General features: G+C 37.4%; 19 protein-coding genes. 12 read left to right on the top strand and 7 right to left on the bottom strand.

The genetic code is table 11. The features are described 5' to 3' along the window. Positions 1–45: 45 nt before the first annotated feature. The 3 genes from IV81_RS06270 to IV81_RS06260 all read right to left on the bottom strand — a co-directional run bounded on the left by IV81_RS06270 (position 46) and on the right by IV81_RS06260 (position 3,728). Positions 46–630, bottom strand: a complete 585-nt coding sequence (locus IV81_RS06270) for a uracil-DNA glycosylase family protein (protein ID WP_057803385.1) — start codon at positions 628–630, stop codon at positions 46–48. Between the two features lie 25 nt (positions 631–655). Beyond that, positions 656–2,440, bottom strand: a complete 1,785-nt coding sequence (locus IV81_RS06265; RefSeq protein ID WP_057803382.1) for an ABC transporter ATP-binding protein — start codon at positions 2,438–2,440, stop codon at positions 656–658. A 115-nt stretch (positions 2,441–2,555) separates the two neighbouring features. Continuing rightward, positions 2,556–3,728 (bottom strand): GNAT family N-acetyltransferase, encoded by a 1,173-nt coding sequence (locus IV81_RS06260; RefSeq protein ID WP_057803380.1) that lies wholly within the window; start codon positions 3,726–3,728, stop codon positions 2,556–2,558. A 141-nt stretch (positions 3,729–3,869) separates the two neighbouring features. Here IV81_RS06260 and IV81_RS06255 point away from each other — a divergent pair, with 141 nt between their 5' ends. The 6 genes from IV81_RS06255 (at position 3,870) to IV81_RS06230 (ending at position 9,729) form a co-directional block, all read left to right on the top strand. Continuing rightward, positions 3,870–4,757, top strand: coding sequence for a metal ABC transporter solute-binding protein, Zn/Mn family (locus IV81_RS06255; RefSeq protein ID WP_057803378.1), 888 nt, complete (start codon positions 3,870–3,872; stop codon positions 4,755–4,757). Beyond that, positions 4,757–5,437, top strand: a complete 681-nt coding sequence (locus IV81_RS06250; RefSeq protein WP_057803376.1) for a metal ABC transporter ATP-binding protein — start codon at positions 4,757–4,759, stop codon at positions 5,435–5,437. The genes IV81_RS06255 and IV81_RS06250 overlap by 1 nt, the downstream gene beginning before the upstream one ends. Further along, complete coding sequence (locus IV81_RS06245) at positions 5,430–6,218, top strand: metal ABC transporter permease (RefSeq protein WP_057803374.1); 789 nt, start codon at positions 5,430–5,432, stop codon at positions 6,216–6,218. Before IV81_RS06250 ends, IV81_RS06245 begins: the two co-directional genes overlap by 8 nt. Before the next feature lie 178 nt (positions 6,219–6,396). After that, complete coding sequence (gene purR / locus IV81_RS06240) at positions 6,397–7,233, top strand: pur operon repressor (RefSeq protein ID WP_057803372.1); 837 nt, start codon at positions 6,397–6,399, stop codon at positions 7,231–7,233. 3 nt (positions 7,234–7,236) lie between these two features. Continuing rightward, the gene (glmU, locus tag IV81_RS06235; RefSeq protein ID WP_057803371.1) at positions 7,237–8,640 is read left to right on the top strand and encodes a bifunctional UDP-N-acetylglucosamine diphosphorylase/glucosamine-1-phosphate N-acetyltransferase GlmU; all 1,404 of its coding nucleotides are present in this window, start codon (positions 7,237–7,239) and stop codon (positions 8,638–8,640) included. A 108-nt stretch (positions 8,641–8,748) separates the two neighbouring features. Further along, the gene (locus IV81_RS06230; RefSeq protein WP_057803369.1) at positions 8,749–9,729 is read left to right on the top strand and encodes a ribose-phosphate diphosphokinase; all 981 of its coding nucleotides are present in this window, start codon (positions 8,749–8,751) and stop codon (positions 9,727–9,729) included. 76 nt (positions 9,730–9,805) lie between these two features. Here the strand turns inward: IV81_RS06230 and IV81_RS06225 are convergent, their stop codons facing one another. From IV81_RS06225 to IV81_RS06210, 4 genes are all read right to left on the bottom strand, one after another. Next, entirely contained in the window at positions 9,806–10,696 is an 891-nt protein-coding gene (locus tag IV81_RS06225; RefSeq protein ID WP_236696840.1) for a LysR family transcriptional regulator, read from the bottom strand. 47 nt (positions 10,697–10,743) lie between these two features. After that, positions 10,744–11,418, bottom strand: coding sequence for a type I pantothenate kinase (locus IV81_RS06220; RefSeq protein WP_057803367.1), 675 nt, complete (start codon positions 11,416–11,418; stop codon positions 10,744–10,746). 70 nt (positions 11,419–11,488) lie between these two features. Next, a complete protein-coding gene (locus IV81_RS06215; protein ID WP_201780922.1) occupies positions 11,489–13,072 on the bottom strand; it encodes an acyl CoA:acetate/3-ketoacid CoA transferase in 1,584 nt (527 codons plus the stop codon). A 226-nt stretch (positions 13,073–13,298) separates the two neighbouring features. Next, a complete protein-coding gene (locus IV81_RS06210; RefSeq protein WP_057803362.1) occupies positions 13,299–14,051 on the bottom strand; it encodes an MIP/aquaporin family protein in 753 nt (250 codons plus the stop codon). Positions 14,052–14,394: 343 nt separating this feature from the next. Here IV81_RS06210 and IV81_RS06205 point away from each other — a divergent pair, with 343 nt between their 5' ends. The 6 genes from IV81_RS06205 (at position 14,395) to IV81_RS06180 (ending at position 21,822) form a co-directional block, all read left to right on the top strand. After that, positions 14,395–15,192, top strand: coding sequence for an enoyl-CoA hydratase-related protein (locus tag IV81_RS06205; RefSeq protein ID WP_057803361.1), 798 nt, complete (start codon positions 14,395–14,397; stop codon positions 15,190–15,192). Between the two features lie 27 nt (positions 15,193–15,219). After that, the gene (locus IV81_RS06200) at positions 15,220–16,158 is read left to right on the top strand and encodes a nitronate monooxygenase (protein ID WP_057803359.1); all 939 of its coding nucleotides are present in this window, start codon (positions 15,220–15,222) and stop codon (positions 16,156–16,158) included. A 119-nt stretch (positions 16,159–16,277) separates the two neighbouring features. Further along, positions 16,278–17,789, top strand: coding sequence for a glycerol kinase GlpK (gene glpK / locus IV81_RS06195; protein WP_157059758.1), 1,512 nt, complete (start codon positions 16,278–16,280; stop codon positions 17,787–17,789). A 22-nt stretch (positions 17,790–17,811) separates the two neighbouring features. Next, positions 17,812–19,545 carry an FAD-dependent oxidoreductase gene (locus IV81_RS06190; protein WP_057803355.1) on the top strand — a complete coding sequence of 578 codons (1,734 nt, stop codon included), beginning with the start codon at positions 17,812–17,814 and terminating at the stop codon, positions 19,543–19,545. 27 nt (positions 19,546–19,572) lie between these two features. After that, complete coding sequence (locus IV81_RS06185; RefSeq protein WP_057803353.1) at positions 19,573–20,532, top strand: FAD:protein FMN transferase; 960 nt, start codon at positions 19,573–19,575, stop codon at positions 20,530–20,532. A gap of 225 nt (positions 20,533–20,757) precedes the next feature. Further along, positions 20,758–21,822: a zinc ribbon domain-containing protein gene (locus tag IV81_RS06180; RefSeq protein WP_057803351.1), complete on the top strand. Its 1,065-nt coding sequence runs from the start codon at positions 20,758–20,760 to the stop codon at positions 21,820–21,822. Positions 21,823–21,869 lie beyond the last annotated feature (47 nt).

The raw sequence follows: 21,869 nt of genomic DNA, 5'->3' as shown, positions 1-21,869 counted from the left end.
CATTTCTGAAAAATTTGAAATAGGGATCTTTTAGTGTATGAAATTTTATTTCGTTAGTATCTCCCGCACACGATTCTGCAGCTCCGGTACCACATCCTGTTCAAACCAAGGATTCTTAGCCAACCAGATATTGTTGCGTGGCGAGGGATGCACAATTGGAAAATACTTTGGTAGAAAATCATAATAGTTCCGAATTAAATCGGTAATTTTAGCTGATTTAGGGACATTTAAATAGTGCTTTTGAGAGTATGAACCAATTAAAATTGTCAGTTCAATGTCGGGCATGAAATCAATCATGCGTTGATGCCAGCGTTCGGCGACATCTTTACGAGGGGGAACGTCACCACTTTTAGCCTTTCCAGGGTAGTAAAAATCCATTGGGAGAACTGCAATTTCACCGGAATTATAGAAAGTGTCGCGAGAAATCCCCATCCAATTCCGCAAACGGTCACCGCTAGGATCATTCCACATAATTTCGGTGTCCTGAACACGTTTCCCCGGAGCTTGACCGACAATTAAAATCTTAGCATGGGCGTTAACTTCATAAATCGGATGCCATCCTTTGCTAGTATATTCAGCATTTTCGGGGTCTTGCATGATTTCATTAAAAAAAGGCATATTGTAATCCATAGCGACAGTGGTTCTCCTTTATTAGTTATTCAAATTGAGCATTATATAATTTGGCGTAGTCACCGTTTTCCTTTAAGAGGCTTTCGTGAGTTCCTTGTTCAACGACCCGACCGTCATCTAAAACGATAATTTGATCGGCGTTGTGAATTGTGGAAAGTCGGTGAGCGATAACAAGTGACGTTCGTTCCTGCATTAATTTAGCTAGAGCATGCTGAATTGACTTTTCAGACTCATTATCAAGGTTAGCAGTGGCCTCATCTAAAATAACGATTGGCGCATCCTTAATTAAGGCACGAGCGATTGATATTCGTTGCTTTTGACCGCCAGAAAGTTTGACTCCACGTTCACCAATTTGGGTATCGAGCCCATCCTTTAAGCCGTGAATAAAATCAGCGATATCAGCCATTTCGGCCACCCGCCAGACATCTTCATCCGAAGCTCCTGGGCGTCCATAGACAATATTATCACGGATTGTACCATCAATCATGAAGATATCTTGTGACACTAATGCAATGTGTTCACGGAGCGAGTGAATTTTAAAATCCGTAATAGGGCGATCATCAAACAAAATTTTCCCATCTTGAATATCGTATAGGCGCTCGAGTAATTTTGTGATCGTTGTTTTTCCAGAACCAGAGTGGCCAACTAGGGCGGTCATTTTGCCAAATGGAATTGAAAAGGAAACGTCATGCAAAGTAGCGTCCGATTCCAATTTATCTCCCGGATCCACGTCGTAAGCGAATGAAACCTTATCAAAGCGAATCTCCTTTTTAATTGGTGTAAAATCAATCGCATTGTCATGATTTGTGATGGCAGGAGTCAGGCCAAGGATTTCAAAGATTCTGCCGTATGAAACGAGTGATTGCTGGAGCTGGTTAAGAAGCATCGTAAAGGAACGAATGGGAGCCTGAAGCATCGCAACGTAACTAATGTAGGCAACTAATTCACCAATGGTTAATTGGTGATTGATAACAAAGTACGCTCCGAAAAGTAAAACGATTGCTGTTCCAATGTAGTTAACCAGATTAATCAGCGGCGAAAAAATGGCCTGATTGCGGTTGGCGTTAATCATATTTTGCTTATTTTGTTGAGCATAATCGTTAAATCGATCCGATTCAACTTCCTCACTGGTATAACTTTTAATTAAAGCAATTTCGGTTAAAGTATTTTGCATCTGATTTGACATTTGAGCTTGCGATTGCCGGGCAGCACGGAAGGCATTTCGAATTCGAGTCCGAAAGACACGATAAATTAAAAACATCAAAGGAAAAGTGAAACTGACCGCGACGGCCATCTGCCAATTGACGATGAAGATAAAGACATAAACTCCGACAAAAGTGAAGAGGTTGCCAATCATTGATAACATGTTGGCGGAAATTAAATTTTGTAAGTTATTAATATCGTTGGTTAACCGAACCATTAGATCACCCGTTTTACTGGACTCAAAAAAATGAGTGTCGAGTCGTAAGGTGTAATCATACAACTCATTTCGTAGATCGGTAATGGCTTCTTGACTCATAATACTCATATAGTAAGTCGAAAAATAGGTGAACAGGCCTAAAACGATTGCACTAAGAATTAGGATCACAATCGATAGAACCAGCGAGTTCATATTTTGAGAAGGAATCACCTTATCAATAATAAATTGGGTGATTTGCGGCATTACAAATTGAAGGCCGGTAATCACTAGTAAAGCTAGAATGTTAACAATTAAAATCGTTTTTCGTTTTAAAACTTTTCCGAAGACAAAACCAAACATTTCACGCATCGTGACGTTTGATTCTGGATCATTCGCACTGTTATTTTGCATAAAAAACACCCCTAATCCCGATACATATTAACTAATCGAAGTATAGTGATTTGTAGTAATGAAGTCCACTAATCCGCTTCGTTAAAGCATATGTAAACAGTGTTGGGGATGATTTTTAGAAATAATCGGCTAAAATCGGAGTACCCTTAATAGCAAAAGAATCCAATTTCTGAATTAACTCGGCCCCCACGTTAGGAATTTTGCCAAATTGAGCTTGCGAGGCCAATGAACGGTATCCAAAAAGAACTTTTGTTAGTGCTTGAATTGTTAAGGCGTTCTTTGAATCAATTTCAGAGGTTATTTTTGTAACTTTCACCATTTGATTTGTGACTTGAACGTTCCAGCGACCGGTATTTTCAAAAATTGTTTCATCCGTGATATCAAATGTAAAGTTTAAGTCATGGATGGGAGTCGGGTAGTTAGTCAGGAAGCTTTCCAGATTGACGATCCGGGCCATCATATATGGATTGATTTGTGAAGATACGTTCCAAGGCTCATCGATCAAATCTAGTTTGGAGTTTGACGACGAACTATTGTAGACAAAAGTTTCGGCGGTGGTTCCGTGTTTAGTCACGAATTTCCATAAGGCCGTCCGACTATCATTGTTTAAGCTAGCAATTTCATGAATGATAAAATTGGTTGCGCTGCGTTCGTAGATAATATATCCCGTTGGCTGTTGCTCGGTAAATGCAACGGCTAGTTTTCGAGTGCTGAACTTCTTTGGTAAATAATGCCACCACCAATCTTCTCGTTTAAGGCCACCGTGGGTCGCGAGTTCGGATTGCTCGTAGATTGGTTTGATTAAATCAATTCCAGCATCGAAGTCCATGCGTTTAATTTTAATGGATGGATTACCACTAATACGTGGAAGTTTGTCGCTTGGAATTGAATAGTGGATGTGATCAAAGATCTGTTCATATCCGAAACGACGATAGTAACCGAAAGCAAAAGGAGCCAAGTATGATAAAGTTGTTCCGTTTGCGTACATATCGTTTAAAGCGGCGGTCATTAGTTGACTAGCACCACCTTTTCCGGAAGCTTCCGGAGCACTCATTACGTCACTAATTCCGTTCATTTTAAATGTTTTACCAAAAAAATTTACGGAGAAAGGAATACTAAGAACTCCCGTTTCAATTTGACCGTTGTTGCTGATTCCATAAGGAATGGAATGTTGGAAACGATCGTTCCAAAAGTCTTTTCGCTGAGCGCTATCTTGAGCGTTGAATGCGTATAAATATAACTGGTAAATTTGGTCTTGTTGTTGATGACTTAAAATAAAGTTGCTCATGATGACCCTCCTAATTTTATTGTTAATACAACAAATTATACCATCTTTGGAAGCGCTATCTTATGATTTATAGTAGAAAATTGAAAAACTTTTGATATAATTGTTTAAGTAAATAGTAATTATTACTCTTTGGAGGAAAAGATGCGATTAAAAATAGGATGGCTGCTGGGAATCATAATGGTGGGTGCATTTTTTATTAGTGGATGTACGAATCAAAAGGGTTCCTCGAGTGGAAAAATAGAAGTGGTTAGTACGCTAAACTTTTATGGTGAAATTGCTAAAAAAGTTGGTGGGAATCATGTTAAGGTTACAAATATTATTGATAATCCGGCGGTAGACCCGCATGATTTTGAGCCAACAACTAAAACGGCAAAATTAATGGTGAATGCTGACATCGTTCTTGAAAATGGTGTTGGCTCAGATACATGGATTCAAAAAATAACGCCGCAAAAAAAAGGAATCAAGGTTTTAAATGCGGGAAAACTGATGGATAAAAAAGATGGCGACAACCCGCATCTTTGGTATAAGTTGGCGACAATGCGGACAATGGCTCGGCACTTAGCTACCGAGTTGGGGCATAAGGATCCTAAACATCAAAAAGAATATCAAAAAAATGCTAATGCTTACGTTAAGTCGTTAGAGCCAGTTCAACAAAAGATAAACCAAATAAAAGCGAATAGCGGCGGTAAAAAGGTTGCTGTTACTGAGCCCGTTTATGACTATACGCTCAGTGAATTGAACTATAAAGTTAGTGATAATCAATTTGCGTTGGCTATCGAAAATGAAACTGATCCGTCACCGAAAATGGTAGAAAAATTACAGAATGACCTCAGAAAAAAACGAGTCGAGTTCGTTGTTAACAACAAGCAAACTGGTAATAAAGTAATTGATGAATTACTAGAACTTGCTAAAAAAAGTGACGTACCAGTGGTTAACGTGACGGAGACGATGCCGTCCGGAAAAAATTATCAGTCGTGGATGCTTTCACAATTAGATCAGATTAGTAAAATACAAGAAGGTAAAAAATAATGACAGAAACGCTGATTCAAGTACATAACCTAGCGATGGATTTTCCTGAGCAACAGTTATTTAATCAATTAAGTTTTGATGTTGATCGACGAGAATTTCTAAGTATTATTGGTGAAAATGGGGTTGGAAAGACCACATTAATTCGAATATTGCTTAACCAATTGAAGCCGACCGGCGGTGATATAAAATTTCGAAAGGGAACCAAGATTGGTTACGTTCCCCAGTTTAGAAATATTGATCAGGACTACCCATTATCAATTCGAGATTTCGTCGCTTTAAATCTACAGGATGGTAAGGCACCGTGGTTAACCAAGAGCGAGCGAATGCGTTTGGATGAGATATTGGAAGAAACCGATTTGGTCGATATTCAAAATACAAGAATGGGTCGTGCATCCGGAGGACAAAAGCAAAAAGCATATTTAGCACAAGCTTTAGTTGATCAGCCGGATTTATTGATTTTGGATGAATCTACCGCGAGTCTGGATAGTGTTCGAAAATACGAGTTATTTAATCTTGTTCAGCATTTTAATCAACAACATGATCTAACAGTGATATCGGTTACGCATGATTTTGATTTAATGAAACAGTATTCCAATCGATATTTAATGTTAAAAAAAGACCACTATGCGTTAGGCGATGTGGATGATATTAATAGCGAGGAGGATTTACTTAATGTTTAGTTTTGAATTTATGCAGAATGCGTACATTGCGGGAACATTTATCGCTATTATTTGTGGAATTATGGGAGTCTATGTCGTAGGTCGCAATATGTCGTTTCTATCGCACATGCTTTCAGAGATTGGTTTTTCAGGAGCCGCTTTCGGAATTTTTATGGGATGGCAAGCTTTGACTGGAATGTTGCTTTTCACCATTGTTAGTTCAATCTTAATCGGAAAAATGAGTGTTCAAGCATCCCGGCGCGAATCCGCAATTTCCGCGGTATCCAGCCTATTCTTGGGTCTGGGAATTTTGTTTCTATCAATTTCAAATAAAAATGTCAGCTATGCGACGAACATTTTATTTGGTAGCGTGATTGGAATTGGTCGAGACGAAGTAAATCAGGTCTTGCTACTTACGATCGTTTCGCTAGTCTTTATTTTATTTATGTATCGACCACTTAAATTTGATTCATTTGACCACATTGGAGCTTCGGTTAAGGGGATTCACACTAATTTTGTTTCGATTCTATTTTTGGTAGTGCTAGCTTTAAGTGTTAGTACGGCCGCACAAATTGTGGGATCACTATTAATTTTTGTATTGTTGACGTTGCCTGCTGCCGCAGCTAAAATTGTTGCCAGGACGGTTAGTGGAATGATGCTCTTCTCGATTGGTGCCGCATTGATTGGTGTGTGGTTAGGGCTTTATTTAGGATACATTACCAATTGGCCGGTGAGCTTCTTCATTGCGTCAATCGAATGTATCATTTATTTTGGATCCATGCTTTTCAGACAGGAAAATTAGAAGTGTAGAAGAAATGGAAGGGTTAAGAACTTTTTCTTAAACAACCTGAAGTTCTTGTACACTTCTATTTTTTATATTTTAGGCTTCAAAATCCGAACATTACTATTTAACTATGATAAAATATAGTTACGCAATCAAGTTTTGCGATTTTTATTTTTAACAGAGTGGAGTGACACCAATGAAATTGAAGCGAAGTGAAAGATTGATTGATATGACGAACTATTTAATCAATCATCCGCGAACATTAATTACTTCTGGATTTTTCGTTAAGCGATATTCATCCGCTAAATCCTCGATCAGTGAAGATTTATCAATCATGAAATCAACTTTAGAAAAACAAGAATTAGGAACAATTGAAATTACGAATGGTGCTGCGGGAGGAATCAAATTTCTTCCAGGAATTGGAAAAAGTGAAGCGCATCAGGTAGTTAAGGAACTAACCGAACAATTATCGGATCCGAGTCGGAAACTGCCGGGAGGTTATCTGTACATGTCCGATTTATTAGGACACCCCAGAACATTACGGTCAATCGGTCGAATGCTTGCAAGTGAGTACGTTCGAACGGGCGTCGACGCAGTAATGACGGTAGAGACAAAGGGAATTCCATTGGCACAAGCAGTGGCAAATTGTTTGAACGTTCCATTTATTATTGTCCGTCACGAGTCAGTAATAACAGAAGGTTCAACGATTTCAGTTAATTACGTTTCACGGTCATCAGAACGAATTCAAAAAATGGAGCTATCTAAGAGAAGTTTGCAACGTGGGATGAAAGTTCTAATTGTCGATGATTTTATGAAGGGCGGCGGCACGGTCCATGCCATGGTCGACCTATTAAAAGAATTTGAAGCCGAATTAATTGGAATTGCCGTTCTTGCCGAAGGTACATATAAAGGTCAACGTGCAATTGAAGATTTTACGTCACTATTAAACGTTGATACATCACAAGAGGGACAAGTTCAAATCAAATCTGGAAATTACTTTAATCGAAATTTTAAAGAGATTGAGGAGATTTAAATTATGGAGAAAAATACAATTATCTTAGCCGCGGGTCAAGGAACCCGAATGAAGTCAAAACTTTACAAGGTTTTACACCAAGTATGTGGAAAAGCCATGGTCGACCATGTGCTAACCCAAGTTGAGAAGACTGATATGGATCATGTTGTAACCATTATTGGACATGGTGCTGAGAAAGTGCGTGAACTACTGGGTAATCGAACCGAATATGCCGTTCAAACCGAACAATTAGGAACTGGGCATGCGGTTTTACAGGCAGAAAAAATTTTGGGCGATAAAGACGGAATGACCATGATTGTTAGTGGTGACACACCGCTTTTTACGGCAAAAACGTTTGAAAATTTATTTGAGTATCATCGTCAAAAAGGTGCTGCAGCAACGATTTTGACTGCTCGGACGGCCAATCCGTTTTCATACGGTCGAATTGTTCGAAATGAAATTGGAGTGGTCTCCAAGATTGTTGAACAAAAAGACGCAACTAACGAAGAGGCAGAAATTAACGAAATTAATACAGGAGTTTATTGTTTCGATAATAAGAAGCTTTTTGCAGCGCTTCACCAAGTTAAAAATGATAATGCACAAGGTGAATACTATCTTCCTGACGTAATTGGAATCATGAAAGATGCCGGAGAAATTGTTGCAGCTTACGAGATGGATGATTTTTCAGAATCAATGGGTGTTAACGATCGGCTAGCGCTTTCTAAAGCAACTAAGGTTATGCAACGAAGAATTAACGACGAGCACATGGTTAATGGCGTTACGATTATTGATCCTGATAGCACATATATTGATTATGGGATTGAAATCGGATCAGATACAATCATTGAGCCCGGAGTCCAATTGCAAGGGAACACTAAGATCGGTTCCGATTGTGTAATTGGAGCACATTCTAAAATTGTGGATTCGACGATTGAAGATCGTGTAACGGTTACTTCATCACATCTAGAGAAGGCTGTAATGCACCATGACAGTAATGTTGGACCGCACAGTCATTTACGTCCAAAGTCCGAAATTGGCGAGTTTGTCCACATTGGAAACTACTGTGAGGTAAAGAATGCGACATTAGGTGCGAGAACAAAAATGGGACATTTGAGCTACGTTGGGGATGCGACATTAGGTACTGACATTAACATCGGTTGTGGAGTTGTATTTGTTAATTATGATGGTGTTAATAAACATCACTCAACGGTCGGCGACTATTCATTTATCGGAAGCAACGCTAACATCGTTGCACCGGTTAAGTTGGCTGATCATAGTTATGTTGCCGCTGGCTCAACGATTACTGATGATGTCGAACAATATGAAATGGGAATTGCCCGTGGACGTCAAGTTAATAAAGAAGGATTTTTCAAGAAGTTGCCGGTATACGAGGCAGCTTTGAAGGCGGAAAAGGAGAATCGGGAGTAAAAGAGTAGTAATTACATTAGTAACTTGCTTTTAGTAGGCAAAATGAATTATGATATTATATGGAAAAATTGAATAAACTCAATATCTTATAATCTTTTGGAGGCAAACATGTCTGAACATTATTCCGATCCAAAGCTAAAAATTTTTGCTTTGAATTCGAACAAGCCCTTAGCTGAAAAGATTGCTAAGGCAGTTGGTGTAGAACTCGGTAAAACATCTGTAGATCGATTCCGAGATGGTGAGATTCGTATTAATATTGAAGAAAGTATTCGTGGTGATGAAGTTTATATTATTCAATCCACATCTGCTCCTGTTAATGATAATTTGATGGAAATGTTAATTATGATTGATGCGTTGAAACGTGCAAGCGCTAAGACTATCAACATCGTTATTCCTTATTATGGATATGCTCGTCAGGATCGTAAGGCTCGTTCACGCGAACCAATTACAGCTAAATTAGTTGCTAACATGATTGAACGTGCAGGAGCAACACGAATTATTGCTCTTGATCTCCATGCAGCTCAAATTCAAGGCTTCTTTGATATTCCTTTGGACCACCTGATGGGTGCACCACTTTTAGCCGATCACTTTATCGAACGCGGTCTTGATGAAGATACCGTGGTTGTATCGCCTGATCATGGTGGTGTAACGCGTGCTCGTAAATTAGCTGAATTTTTGAAGGCTCCAATTGCGATCATTGATAAACGTCGCCCACGTGCTAATGTTGCTGAGGTTATGAATATTATTGGTGAAGTTAAGGGCAAACGTTGTATTATGATTGACGATATGATTGATACAGCGGGAACAATCACGCTTGGTGCTCAAGCATTGATTGACGCTGGTGCAACTGAAGTTTATGCAAGTTGTACTCATCCAGTTTTGTCAGGCCCTGCAATTGAAAGAATTCAAAACTCACCAATCAAGGAATTGATTGTGACGGATTCAATTCAACTTCCAGAAGAAAAGAAAATCGATAAAATTACTAGTATTTCAGTTGGACCACTAATTGGTGAAGCAATTCGCTTAATCCACGAAAATAAACCAGTTAGTCCACTCTTCAACAATCGTTTTAGTATTGAAAAAGAGTAGCTTCTGAAAAAACGCTTGAGTTTAAGTTAAAAAAGGCCCAATGATGAAGATAATTCTTCACCATTGGGCCTTTTGGTTATGAAAAATAGTTCTTAAACCATTCTTTTGCATGATCCACAGTTGCATTGGGTTGAGCATTAAAAACATTACAAATAGAAATGTTCCACGGAAAATAAGGAATTATATCGCGATGCTCAATTTCTTTTACATCATAATTATTTTCTATTGGAGCCGCTATGATTCCAATAGAATCGGTATCTTGACACATGTTGAGGATCAAGTCCCAGGATTCAGTTTGGAAAAAAATATCAGGATCTAGATGATTTTTACATAATAAATTTTTGAACTGATACGTTACCATAAAGTTGTCAGACAATGTGATGATTTTTTCTTTAGCAATTTCAGATAGAGGAATAGCGCCCGCCATTTTATGAAATCGATGGTGTCTATTGAACCAGACGGCAACAGAATTTCTGTATATAACTGATTCTTCAATTGAATTAAACGTAACGGGTGATACCAGAACTGCGAGATCCAGCTTACCTAAGGCCAACATTTCTTGTAGTTTATAAGCACCTTTTTCAACAAGCTCCAATTTTATGCCAGGATTTTCTTGCATAAAAAGTGTTATTGCATCACTAAAAACAGTAGAAATAATGACCGGAGCGATACCAATTCTCACTGTACCGTGATCGGAAGAGGATATATTTTGTAAATGGGCCATCATTGTTGTGTAATTTTTATAAACTTTGTTTGCGTCATGGATGAGTTTGTTACCGACAGTAGTTAATCCAACGATTCTTCCTTTTTTTCTGTTAAAAATTTTGACGTCCTGTCTGTATTCCAACTCTGCTATGGATTTGCTCAGCGCAGGTTGAGTTAGATGTAGTAGCTTAGCACTCCGAGTTAAATTAAAATCATTGTCCACGATGGTAATTAAGTAGTACAGTTGATTGAATTCGATCATGATTTTCATTTCCTTTCAATAATTCGAAGAAATAAGAAGTTGATATTTTAGACAAGGGACTCAATTTGATGTTGAACGTTCAACCGTATACATCTAGTAGCAAGATTTTTTAAGGGTAAAATATGATTATTAAAGTTAACGAGATTTATCGATGTCCAGTTATAATCCATTAAAGAGTAAAACTCTTTGTCGTTCATATGATATGCTTCTTGCAATTTAAGCTTTGAGCATCGTTGTTTAAACCACTCATAGTTGTCGCTTGGACTAGAATCAATGAAAATGGAGTAATTAAGTAATGGGTAAAAATCGGGTTGTAACACGATTAATCCCTCAATAATCAATATATCAGGCTGATTGATAAATATTTTCTTATCTGGGACAATATCATTAATCTGATGGTCGTATACTGGTAAAAATATTTGGGAATTTGTATGTATGGCATCTATGAATTTATCAATTAGTGTTTGATCGTAACTCTCTGGAAATCCTTTTTTATTAAATATATTTTCTTTTTTTAAAATTGAGTTTTTCTTTAGAAAATTATCGGTAGATATAGTTTGAACATGTAAATCGGGGAAGAGAGTTTTATACGTTTGCATGAGTTTAATGGCCATTGTCGATTTCCCAGAAGCAATATTACCAGTAATTCCAATAATTGCAGATGTTTCAAAAGGATTATTTATAATTGATTCAACGGCCATTTTTTTTAAAATGGTATCCAATTTTGTCCTCCTGTAAATATGTGATTCTAAAAAAGGTGATGACAAGCATCACCTTTTAAAACTACAAGTATTAAATGACGGGTTGAACAACCTGTTCCTGATTGCGCATTAGGTCGGGTTTGAAAATTCTTCCATCCATCAATTTGAGATTTGAACTAATGTGTGGCTTGAATCCCATATGAGCAAGTATATCCTTTTCTAAATCTATACCGGGTGCAATTTCAATTAATTCAATGCCGTTCTCAACCAGTTTAAATACAGCACGTTCCGTAACATAATAGACTTGCTGCTTATTATTGAATGCGACATTACCTGAAAATGTAATTTGTTGAACGTTTCCAACTATTTTATCCGACTTGCCTTCGTGGTCGATAATTAGTTTTCCATCTTCAATATGTTCTTTCAGTCCGCCTGCAGTAAAAGTTCCGGTGAAAACAATGGCAGGTGTGTTTTGAGTGATATCAACGAAGCCGCCAGTTCCGGCAATCTTAGGTCCGAATTGAGATACATTGACATTTCCTAATTTATCCAATTCTGCAAGGCCTAAAAATGTTATATCAATACCGCCTCCATCATAAAAATCAAACATGTATGGTTCATCAATGGTAGATTCCGGTGAAATGGCACATCCAAAGTCTCCTCCACCAAGTGGAACGCCGCCAAAAGTCCCAGGCTCCACAGTAGTAATTATATTTTCGGCTTTTCCTTCTTCCTTGAGGACTAGTGAAACAGTTTCCGGATATTTACCGATTCCAAAATTAACAACTGTGTCTTTCTCGTTTTTAAGTAACGAAGCGCGACGAGCAATCACTTTTTTAGCATCTAGGGGAATATTAATTTCTCCTTCTGGAACAATGACATTTTGGTTCACAAAGTTGGGGTTGTATTGTGTTGATGTACTTTGCATAGTCATTGCTTCGTTTTCAGTTTCTACAACATAGTCGACCACAACGCCAGGGATCCTGATATCTTTTGGCTTCAAAGATCCGGCTTTAACAATTCTCTTTACTTGAACGAATACTTTTCCGCCATTATTGTGAGCAGCCATGGCAACCGATGTAGCGATTAAAGTTAATGGCTCATCGTCAAACGTAACATTTCCATTTTCGTCCGCGTAAGTGCCACGTAGTAAGGCAACGTTTGGTTTTGGAACTTCGTATGCTAAATAATCCTTTCCATGGATTGACATTTTATTAACTAAAGTAGCATTTTCAGCCGCTTTATTTAAACGACCACCACGGATGTCGGGATCAATGAAGGTTCCTAGGCCTACACGATTAATTTGGACTGGCTTATGAGCAGCAGAATCTCTGAATATTTGTGACAAAACACCCTGCGGAAAATTAAATGCCTCAAAATCGTTTTCTGCAACAAGGGGTTGTAACTGTGGGGCAAGTGCCCAATGTCCGCCAACCAATCGATGAAGGAGGCCTTTTACCGCAAAGTTATTGGTACCCTTATCTATTCCGTCGCCGATTCCGGAAGCATGCCAAACGTCAAGTGATTTAGGATGTCCTTCTTTTATATATCTACTTTTTATATTTTCTAAAATTTCCTCGGGAACGTCACTGCCAAGAAAACCGTCTAAGGCAATAGTTGCATTGTCTGGAATTAATTTGGCAGCTTGTCTACTATTAATAAATTGAACAGTCAATTGGTACATCTCCTTTTAGTCTAAAGAATCAGCCAAATGTTGAAATAATTGCATTGTTGAAAGCGCTACCTAAATTAATCAAAAAATAACTGGCTGATTGTAGCTATGTAATAAGTTGTAAATTATTACATAATCACTTTATAACGGTTTAGAGCTTTATACCAATGACTGTTATTCATAGTTCCCATAACTATTATATATACTATATAAAATTATTAAAAGAAAATTATAATCCGAAAAATATTTTGTAAAAGAAAATTCCAATTATGGCTCCTAACGTGGTTGCAATAACGGGAACCCATGCATATTCCCAATGTGAGTCGCCTTTATTTGGTATCGGTAATAACGCATGAACAATACGCGGCCCTAAATCACGTGCGGGATTTAGAGCCGGTCCAGTTGGTCCACCAACTGAAATTACGCAGGTAGTAATCATTAGACCAACGCCAATATTCGCAATATCAATCCCTTCTTTAAAAAACATACCACGGTATAATCCCATTGAAACAAATACAAGAGCAAAAGTTGCGATAGTTTCTGTTATAAATCCGTTTGATTTGCTTCCAATTGTGTCACCTGTTGAAAATGTACCTAAAACTTTGTCTGCATTATTCGTCCTTTTATAATATGGCCAATACACTAATACAACGAGAAGCTGACCAATAATCGCTCCTAAAAATTGAGCGACAATATAAGGTAAAACTTGATCCCATGGGAAAATTCCTGCTGCGGCTTGAGCAATTGTAACTGCAGGATTGATATGATTACCTGAAATTGAAGCAAACATCATGGCAGGAAGCATAACGCCAAATCCCCAACCTAATGCAATAAAAATCCAACCACCATTTGCCTGACCAGAATTACCGTTCCCCGTAGTATCCTTTAAAAAAGAATTAGCTACGGCACCATTTCCTAATAGTACTAAAAGTAAAGTTCCCGAAAATTCTGCTAAATATTTGATTAACCAAGTGCTTTGCATAAAATAACTTCCTTTCGCATATAAGTATTTTTAATACAACCCAATGTGAATATACCTGAACAAATTGATGCTTGTAACCCGTACTATCATTCATTATGTTGATAACTATAAGTTATGCTCAACCTAAACCGCTTTAAAACAAGGTTTTTGAGATCGTTAAAAACATAAACATCTTCAAAAATTATTTTTTGAAATAATTTCAATGAAAATCAAAACGTTGATTTAATGGGCTTTTTATTAAATACGGGAGAACGTTTTTTTTAGATGGAATTTGCAAATAAAAAATTGACGTCCTAGTATTTGCAGTGTTGAAAGCGCTTAATACGAAAGTGGAGGAATACTTATGACAGAATTAGGAACTTTTAAAAATGTTTTACTTAGTAATGATGATGGAATCGCAACTTTAACTATTAATCGGCCTAAGTCGTTAAATGCATTGAATTCTGCAACGCTAGAAGATATTGGTAAAGCTTTAGATGTTGTAAAATCTCACGCTGATGATGTAAAAATTTTAGTAATCACCGGTAGCGGAGAAAAATCATTTGTGGCAGGCGCTGATATTTCACAAATGCAAAGTATGAATTCAATTGAAGCTGCAAACTTATCTAAATTGGCGCACAATTCTTTTGAAAAAATTGAAAATCTTCCCCAATTTACAATTGCGGCTATTAATGGATACACTCTTGGCGGAGGTTTAGAGTTAGCTTCTTCGTGTGACATTCGTGTTGCGACAAATAAAGCAAAATTTGGGCAACCCGAAGTGACTTTAGGAATCATTCCAGGATTCGGTGGAACTCAACGATTAACACGCCTTGTTGGTCGAGGAAAAGCCAAAGAAATGATTGCAATGGGCACAATGATTGATGCGGAAGAAGCATTTAGAATCGGATTGATTGAAGAAATTGTTGAACCAGAAAATCTAGTACCTAAGGTAAAAGAAATAGCAAAACAAATCATGAAAAATGGGCTAATTGCCGTTGGAATGGCTAAATATGTTATTGATCGTGGAGCTGATTTACCGTTAGATGTTGCGATTGACTTTGAAACCCAGCTTTGGGCGGAGACGTTTGCTACAAAGGATCAAAAAGAAGGAATGTCAGCTTTTCTAGAGAAGCGTGCTGCAAACTTTCAAAATAAATAACAAGTTTAAAAATGGAGGAATTATATTATGAATAGAGTAACTAAACTATTAGACATTAAATATCCAATTATTCAGGGTGCTATGCAAGAAGTTGCTACTGCTGAACTAGCTGCTGCGGTTTCAAATGGTGGGGGTCTCGGAATCATTGCTGCTGGTGGCAAAAAACCAGAAGAAGTTCGAGAAGAAATTAAAAAAGCAAAGAAATTGACTAATGAAACTTTTGCGGTAAATCTAATGCTGATGGATCCTAATACCCCCGATGTAGTTAAAGTGGTCATAGAAGAAGGCGTTAAGGTCGTTACAACTGGAGCAGGGACACCAAAAAATTACATGAAAGATCTAAAAGCAGCAAATATTATCGTTATGCCAGTCGTTCCAAATGTGAAGATTGCCAAGAAAATGGAAGCAATGGGAGTAGATGCCGTTATCGTAGAAGGTATGGAAGGCGGAGGACATATTGGTTCATTAACATCGATGGTCCTTTGGCCTCAAGTAGCCGATGCGGTTTCAATTCCATTAATTGCCGCCGGTGGAATTGGTGATGGTCGTGGTGTAGTAAGTGCTTTTGTCGCTGGTGCGGAGGGAGTGCAGTGTGGAACAATCTTTTCGATTGCGAAGGAAAGTCCCGTTGGTGACAATTGGCGAAATGCTGTTATTGACGCAACTGATAGCTCAACCATTGTAGTTGGACAAACTATTCGAGATGCTAGTCGTGCAATCAAGAACCGCAAAACGGATCAATTATTGGAACTTGAAGAAGAAAAGGTTTCGCGAGAAGAGTTCAATGAATCAATGAATGTTGGTCTCAGAAATGCTGTAAGAAAAGATAATGCGGATACAGGTGTCTTATTCAGCGGTGCAATTTCGGGATTAATTAAGGAATCTCAATCCGCCGGAGAGATTGTGTCATCTTTGGTTAACCAAGCTAAAGATATTATTGATAATAAAAAAATAGAATTAAACTAGTAGAATTTTGAGAGGCTGATATCGGAACTGATGGTTCAATAGTAGTATTCAGTAACCTTCTTCAGCTTCTTTTTTATTCAAAATTATCGCAAAAAAAGGAGTAAATGGAGGGATTCGTCTTGGACGAAAGTTATATTTTATCAATTGACGAAGGAACAACGAGTACGAGGAGTATTATTTTCAACCACTCTGGAGAAAAGGTAATAGAATCACAAAAAGAATTTAGGCAGTATTTTCCACAGCCAGGATGGGTGGAACATGATGCCAATGAAATCTGGAATGCAGTTTTATCAACAATTGCGAATGTTTTTATAGAATCTGGCATAAAGCCAGCACAAATTAAAGGAATTGGTATTACTAATCAACGTGAAACCACGATAATTTGGGACAAGAAAACAGGATTGCCAATTTATCATGCTGTCGTTTGGCAGTCTAGACAAAGTTCAGAAATTGCTGATTGGTTGAGAGAAGATAATAATGAAGAAAAATTTCATAATAAGACAGGTTTAACTATCGATGCCTATTTTTCTGCAACAAAGGTTCGTTGGATTCTTGATCAAGTTCCTGGTGCACAAGAGCGAGCCGAAAATGGGGAATTATTGTTTGGAACAATTGATACTTGGTTAGTTTGGAAACTAACGGGCGGTAAAGTACATGTAACAGATTATTCAAATGCTAGTCGTACCATGATGTTTAACATTCATGATTTGGCTTGGGATAAGGAAATTTTAAAAATATTAAATATTCCGGAAAAGATGCTGCCTCAAATTAAGTCCAATTCCGAAATCTATGGTAAAACGGCTGACTATCATTTTTATGGCAGTCAGGTCCCAATTTCCGGAATGGCGGGAGATCAACAGGCAGCCCTGTTTGGACAATTAGCATTGGATCCCGGAACTATCAAAAATACTTATGGTACGGGGGCATTTACGGTTATGAATACAGGACAAACCGCAAAAATGTCTGAGAATAGTTTATTAACCACTATTGCTTACGGAATAAATGGAAAAGTTAATTACGCCTTAGAAGGAAGTATCTATGTTGCGGGGTCGGCAATTCAGTGGTTAAGAGATGGGATGGAGCTAATTCAAAGTGCTTCTGATTCAGAAAAAGCAGCATTAAATTCAAAAAATATTGATGAAGTATACGTTGTACCCGCCTTTACGGGACTGGGTGCCCCTTATTGGGATTCATCGGCGAGAGGCGCTGTCTTTGGATTAACCAGAGGAACAACAAGAAATGATTTTATCAAAGCAACGTTACAGTCCCTTGCTTATCAAAGTCGAGATGTGATCGATACCATGAAATCAGATTCTGATATTGAAATTCCTAAACTTAAGGTTGATGGAGGAGCGGCTAAAAATAATTATTTATTACAATTTCAGGCAGATATCTTGAATACTAAAATTATTCGAGCGGATGATTTAGAAACGACTGCACTGGGAGCAGCCTTTTTAGCCGGATTAAGTATTGGATTTTGGAAAGATGTGGACGAATTAAAGCAATTAAAAAATAAAGGAACAGAGTTTGAGCCTAAAATGTCTAATACAAAACGCGATGTGTTATACGAGGGCTGGAAAAAAGCTGTTAATGCAACGAGACAGTTTGGAAGTAAGACTAAAGTAAATTAAAAAGTTTAGGTTAGGAGAAAAAATGTCATTTTCAATTAAAGATAGAAAAAAAGAAATTACTCAACTGAAAAGTGAAGAATTAGATTTACTAATTATTGGAGGAGGAATTACAGGTGCAGGGGTTGCAATTCAGGCAAGTGCTGCTGGAATGAAAACAGGACTGATCGAAATGCAAGATTTTGGAGGAGGAACATCGTCCCGTTCGACCAGATTGGTTCATGGTGGAATTAGGTATTTAAAAACTTTTGATGTGGAGGTTGTTTCTGATACTGTAAAAGAACGTGCAGTTGTTCAACATATTGCACCACATATGACGCGGCCTGATCCTATGATTTTGCCGATTTATGATGAGCCGGGGACAACATTTTCAATGTTTTCAGTTAAAGTTGCTATGGATTTGTATGATCATTTAGCAGGGATTAATAAAAAAGATAATCTAAAAAAATATGCAAATTACACGATAGATAAGGATGAAGTTTTAAAAAGAGAGCCACAACTGAACCCAGAAAAGTTAGTTGGTGGTGGAGTTTATTTAGACTATCAAAATAATGATTCTAGACTAGTTGTAGAAAACATTAAACGTGCGCACGACGAAGGTGGATTAATGGTCAGTCGCATTAAGGCCATAGAAATTTTACACGACAAGTTTGGTGGCGTGAACGGAGTCAGGGTTAAGGACATCCTATCAGGGGAAGAATTTAATATACATTCGAAAATTGTAATAAATACTTCTGGACCATGGTCCGACTTCGTTCGTCATCTGGATGATAATGCGGATAAAAAGTCACATATGCGACCTACAAAGGGGGTTCACTTGGTGGTTGATCAGTCTAGGCTAAACGTGCCACAACCAACATACTTTGGATCTGGTACTAATGATGGCAGAATGATCTTTACCATTCCACGTGAAGGCAAAACATATTTTGGAACAACGGATACTGATTTTGACGGAGATTATGAAAATCCTAAGGTAGAACAAGGAGACGTCGATTACTTATTAGACATTATCAATAAAAAATACCCAAGTGCAAATTTAACAATCGAGGACGTCGAAGCGAGTTGGGCGGGAATTCGTCCGTTACTAGGCGTGGAAAAAAATGAAGAAGATACGGACGTTGTCACTGGTGCGAGCAACGCTGGAAGTCTATCAGCACCATCGGCTGTTTCAAGGGGGAGTGCTTTAAAGGTTGCGGACGATGGTTTGATTACATTGGCGGGAGGAAAGTTAACCGATTATAGGGTTATGGCAAATGGTGCGATGAAAAAAATTCGCCAAATTCTACGAGATGAATTTATAGAAAAATTTAATGAAGTAGACTCAGCCGAATTGAAGGTTTCGGGTGGAAATTTTGATTCGGACAATGCTGAGGAGGTGTTAAGTTCCTTTACTAAGAAGGGCGTACAAAAAGGATTAGATCTTGAAGATTCTAAAGAATTGGTTACTTTATATGGATCAAATGTAATCGAAATATTTAATGATATTGAAAAAACTAAACCAATTAAGAACTTAACACTAGCAGAAACCTTAGCTCTTAATTATTCTCTAGAACAGGAAATGACGTTAACACCCGTAGATTTTTTGCTTCGTCGAACATACAATATTTTATTTAAGAATGATGAAGTTGATAGAATGAAAAAAGGTGTTACGGAAGCCATGTCGAACTACTTTAATTGGTCAAATGAAGAAATTCAAAAGTATACAGCTGAACTTGATAATGAAATTAATCAATCAAGATTGGAATATTTAAAAAAATAGCTCATTCTAGCTAAAGAAGGATCTTAAATGTCTAAATTCAGTAGAACTTTTACGGGGTTAGGAACGGAAAATGTGTTAACTTTATATGAACCAAAAGTCGATTACTTGCTGGAAAAAAGTGAAAATCTGGTAGAAGAGTATGAAAGTATTTTAACGATTAATCGAATGAATTCAGAGGTCATTAATATTAATAATCATGCTGGAAAACATCCGGTAGTAGTTAGTAGAATTGCATTTGAAATTATCAAAAAGGCTGTTTTAATCAGCCGTGCAAATTTGGGCTTTAACGTTGCAATAGGCCCCTTAGTAAAACAATGGAGGGTTGGATTTACAGGAGCTAACCTCCCCAGTAAAACTAAGATTAAAGAATTAATGGAAATTACAAATCCTCGTGATATTATTTTAGATCAGGAAAATAGTAGTGTCTTTTTGAAACATGAAGGGATGAAAATTGACCTTGGAGGGATTGGTAAAGGTTACATAGCGGATGCTTTGAAAGATTTTTGGGTAAGTAATGGAGTAAAGAAAGGCATTATCAATCTAGGAGGCAATGTTTTACTTGTTGGTCAAGGCTCGAGAGATTTTAATAGATGGAAAATAGGAATTCAATCACCACTGGGAATACGAGATACTTCAATGGGCACCGTTGAAATCGAAGGATGTTCGGTGGTTACTACCGGTATTTACGAAAGATTTTTTAATAAAAACGGACGTCGCTATCACCATATTTTTGATCCAAAAACTGGGTACCCAGTAAACAACGATGTACTAGCAGTAACAGTTATTACGAAAACATCGGTTGATGGAGAAATATGGTCAAGCTTGGCATTTTATAATGGCCCCGAAAAAACAAAGAAACTAATTGGTAACAATGACCATGTTAAGTATATTTTTATTATGAAAAATAGAGACGTAATTATTTCAGATGATTTATATGGAAACTTTAAAATAGTAGATCCGAATTATTCGCTTAATCCACGAAAATAAACCAGTTAGTCCACTCTTCAACAATCGGTTTAGTATTGAAAAAGAGTAGTTAGCTGTTAATAGAAGTCTTGTACGTTACTGTTTAGGTAATGCATAAGGCTTTTTTATTTTTATTTTTTAAAAAATTCATTTAGAATAGCTAAAGATTTTAAGTAAAGTTTTGGTTAGCAGCTAAAATGCTTTAAAGTGGAGTATATATAATTAAATTTAAATGGGGAATCAGCAATGAAATATTGTCTAAACTGTGGTGCAAAGCTACCTGAAAATGCTAATTTTTGTCCGAACTGCGGATTTGCTGTTGGAAAAAGTGAGGAAGAAGTTAAGCCGACACGAGCGGAAATGTATAAAGATCGAGAGTTAGATGTATCGGATCTTGTTGATGAAGAAGAGCCAGAGCAAGAAAAGGCGGATCCGGATGAGACGAGTAGTCGAGTAAATTCGCATAAAAATAATTGGTGGGAAATGATTTTAAGTTATTTATCCGGTCTTGGAATTTGGATTAAGAATAATCCTTTAACGACAATAGTAACGCTGCTATTGATAATCTTGATTTATACGTTTTTGAGTAAAATGATTGCGATTGTGGTCGCAATGCTCGTTTTAGTTTGTGGTTATTTTTATGCCAAGAAAGTTGGCGTAGATAGTAAGGTCGCCGACTCAAAGATTAAGGCGGGTTTCACTAAACTCAAAGAAGCACTCGGAAAAATCACCCAAAATTCTAAAAAAAAAGAAGATAAACCAATAGCGCCAACTGACGAAAATGAAGAGGTAGAAGACTTAAGGGATCATCCGGCAGTTCACATGGATGATCCTAAAAAGGAAGATCAAAATAAAAATGTAATAAGAAAACGATCGTTTAAGGATAATCTATTAATTTTTACGGCGATTATTTTAGTTGTCACTTCGTACATTGGCCCATTTGCATCGGCCGTCGTTGCGGGATATAGTACCCCAACGACATTAATGAGTATTTTAAAATCATTAGGAAATACATCGACATTATTTGGATTACTGATTGGACCAGCACTACTAATGGTTGGAGCATTTTTCCAGAAGAGATTGTTGGTTAAAATGGGTGGCATCATCAATATCCTAATGTATGGATACGTCTTTTTTATTATTTATCAAAATGAAGCTCGGACTTCTGGGATGACCAATATGTTTAATAACGTCAAATTGGGGGCTAGTGGATATCTGGCGGTAGGAATCTCAATTTTGATTTTGGCTTTGGGGGTGGGAAGTCGAAAGTATCGACTCAACCATAAATCTGAGAATCAATCTGAGAGATAAGGGGAAAATTGCCTAATTTTAGAGGCTGTACAATATTTGGTGTGATA

The organism is Pediococcus stilesii (assembly GCF_001437075.1).
GTDB lineage: Bacteria > Bacillota > Bacilli > Lactobacillales > Lactobacillaceae > Pediococcus > Pediococcus stilesii.
The sequence above is the reverse complement of the archived record's forward strand: the minus strand, read 5'-3'. Positions and strand labels throughout refer to the sequence as shown.

Excerpts from the sequence above, each read along its gene's own strand:
- IV81_RS06270 (WP_057803385.1), bottom strand. The coding sequence starts at position 630 with ATGGATTACAATATGCCTTTTTTTAATGAAATCATGCAAGACCCCGAA.
- IV81_RS06265 (WP_057803382.1), bottom strand. The coding sequence starts at position 2,440 with ATGCAAAATAACAGTGCGAATGATCCAGAATCAAACGTCACGATGCGT.
- IV81_RS06260 (WP_057803380.1), bottom strand. The coding sequence starts at position 3,728 with ATGAGCAACTTTATTTTAAGTCATCAACAACAAGACCAAATTTACCAG.
- IV81_RS06255 (WP_057803378.1), top strand. The coding sequence starts at position 3,870 with ATGCGATTAAAAATAGGATGGCTGCTGGGAATCATAATGGTGGGTGCA.
- IV81_RS06250 (WP_057803376.1), top strand. The coding sequence starts at position 4,757 with ATGACAGAAACGCTGATTCAAGTACATAACCTAGCGATGGATTTTCCT.
- IV81_RS06245 (WP_057803374.1), top strand. The coding sequence starts at position 5,430 with ATGTTTAGTTTTGAATTTATGCAGAATGCGTACATTGCGGGAACATTT.
- purR (WP_057803372.1), top strand. The coding sequence starts at position 6,397 with ATGAAATTGAAGCGAAGTGAAAGATTGATTGATATGACGAACTATTTA.
- glmU (WP_057803371.1), top strand. The coding sequence starts at position 7,237 with ATGGAGAAAAATACAATTATCTTAGCCGCGGGTCAAGGAACCCGAATG.
- IV81_RS06230 (WP_057803369.1), top strand. The coding sequence starts at position 8,749 with ATGTCTGAACATTATTCCGATCCAAAGCTAAAAATTTTTGCTTTGAAT.
- IV81_RS06225 (WP_236696840.1), bottom strand. The coding sequence starts at position 10,696 with ATGATCGAATTCAATCAACTGTACTACTTAATTACCATCGTGGACAAT.
- IV81_RS06210 (WP_057803362.1), bottom strand. The coding sequence starts at position 14,051 with ATGCAAAGCACTTGGTTAATCAAATATTTAGCAGAATTTTCGGGAACT.
- IV81_RS06205 (WP_057803361.1), top strand. The coding sequence starts at position 14,395 with ATGACAGAATTAGGAACTTTTAAAAATGTTTTACTTAGTAATGATGAT.
- IV81_RS06200 (WP_057803359.1), top strand. The coding sequence starts at position 15,220 with ATGAATAGAGTAACTAAACTATTAGACATTAAATATCCAATTATTCAG.
- IV81_RS06190 (WP_057803355.1), top strand. The coding sequence starts at position 17,812 with ATGTCATTTTCAATTAAAGATAGAAAAAAAGAAATTACTCAACTGAAA.
- IV81_RS06185 (WP_057803353.1), top strand. The coding sequence starts at position 19,573 with ATGTCTAAATTCAGTAGAACTTTTACGGGGTTAGGAACGGAAAATGTG.
- IV81_RS06180 (WP_057803351.1), top strand. The coding sequence starts at position 20,758 with ATGAAATATTGTCTAAACTGTGGTGCAAAGCTACCTGAAAATGCTAAT.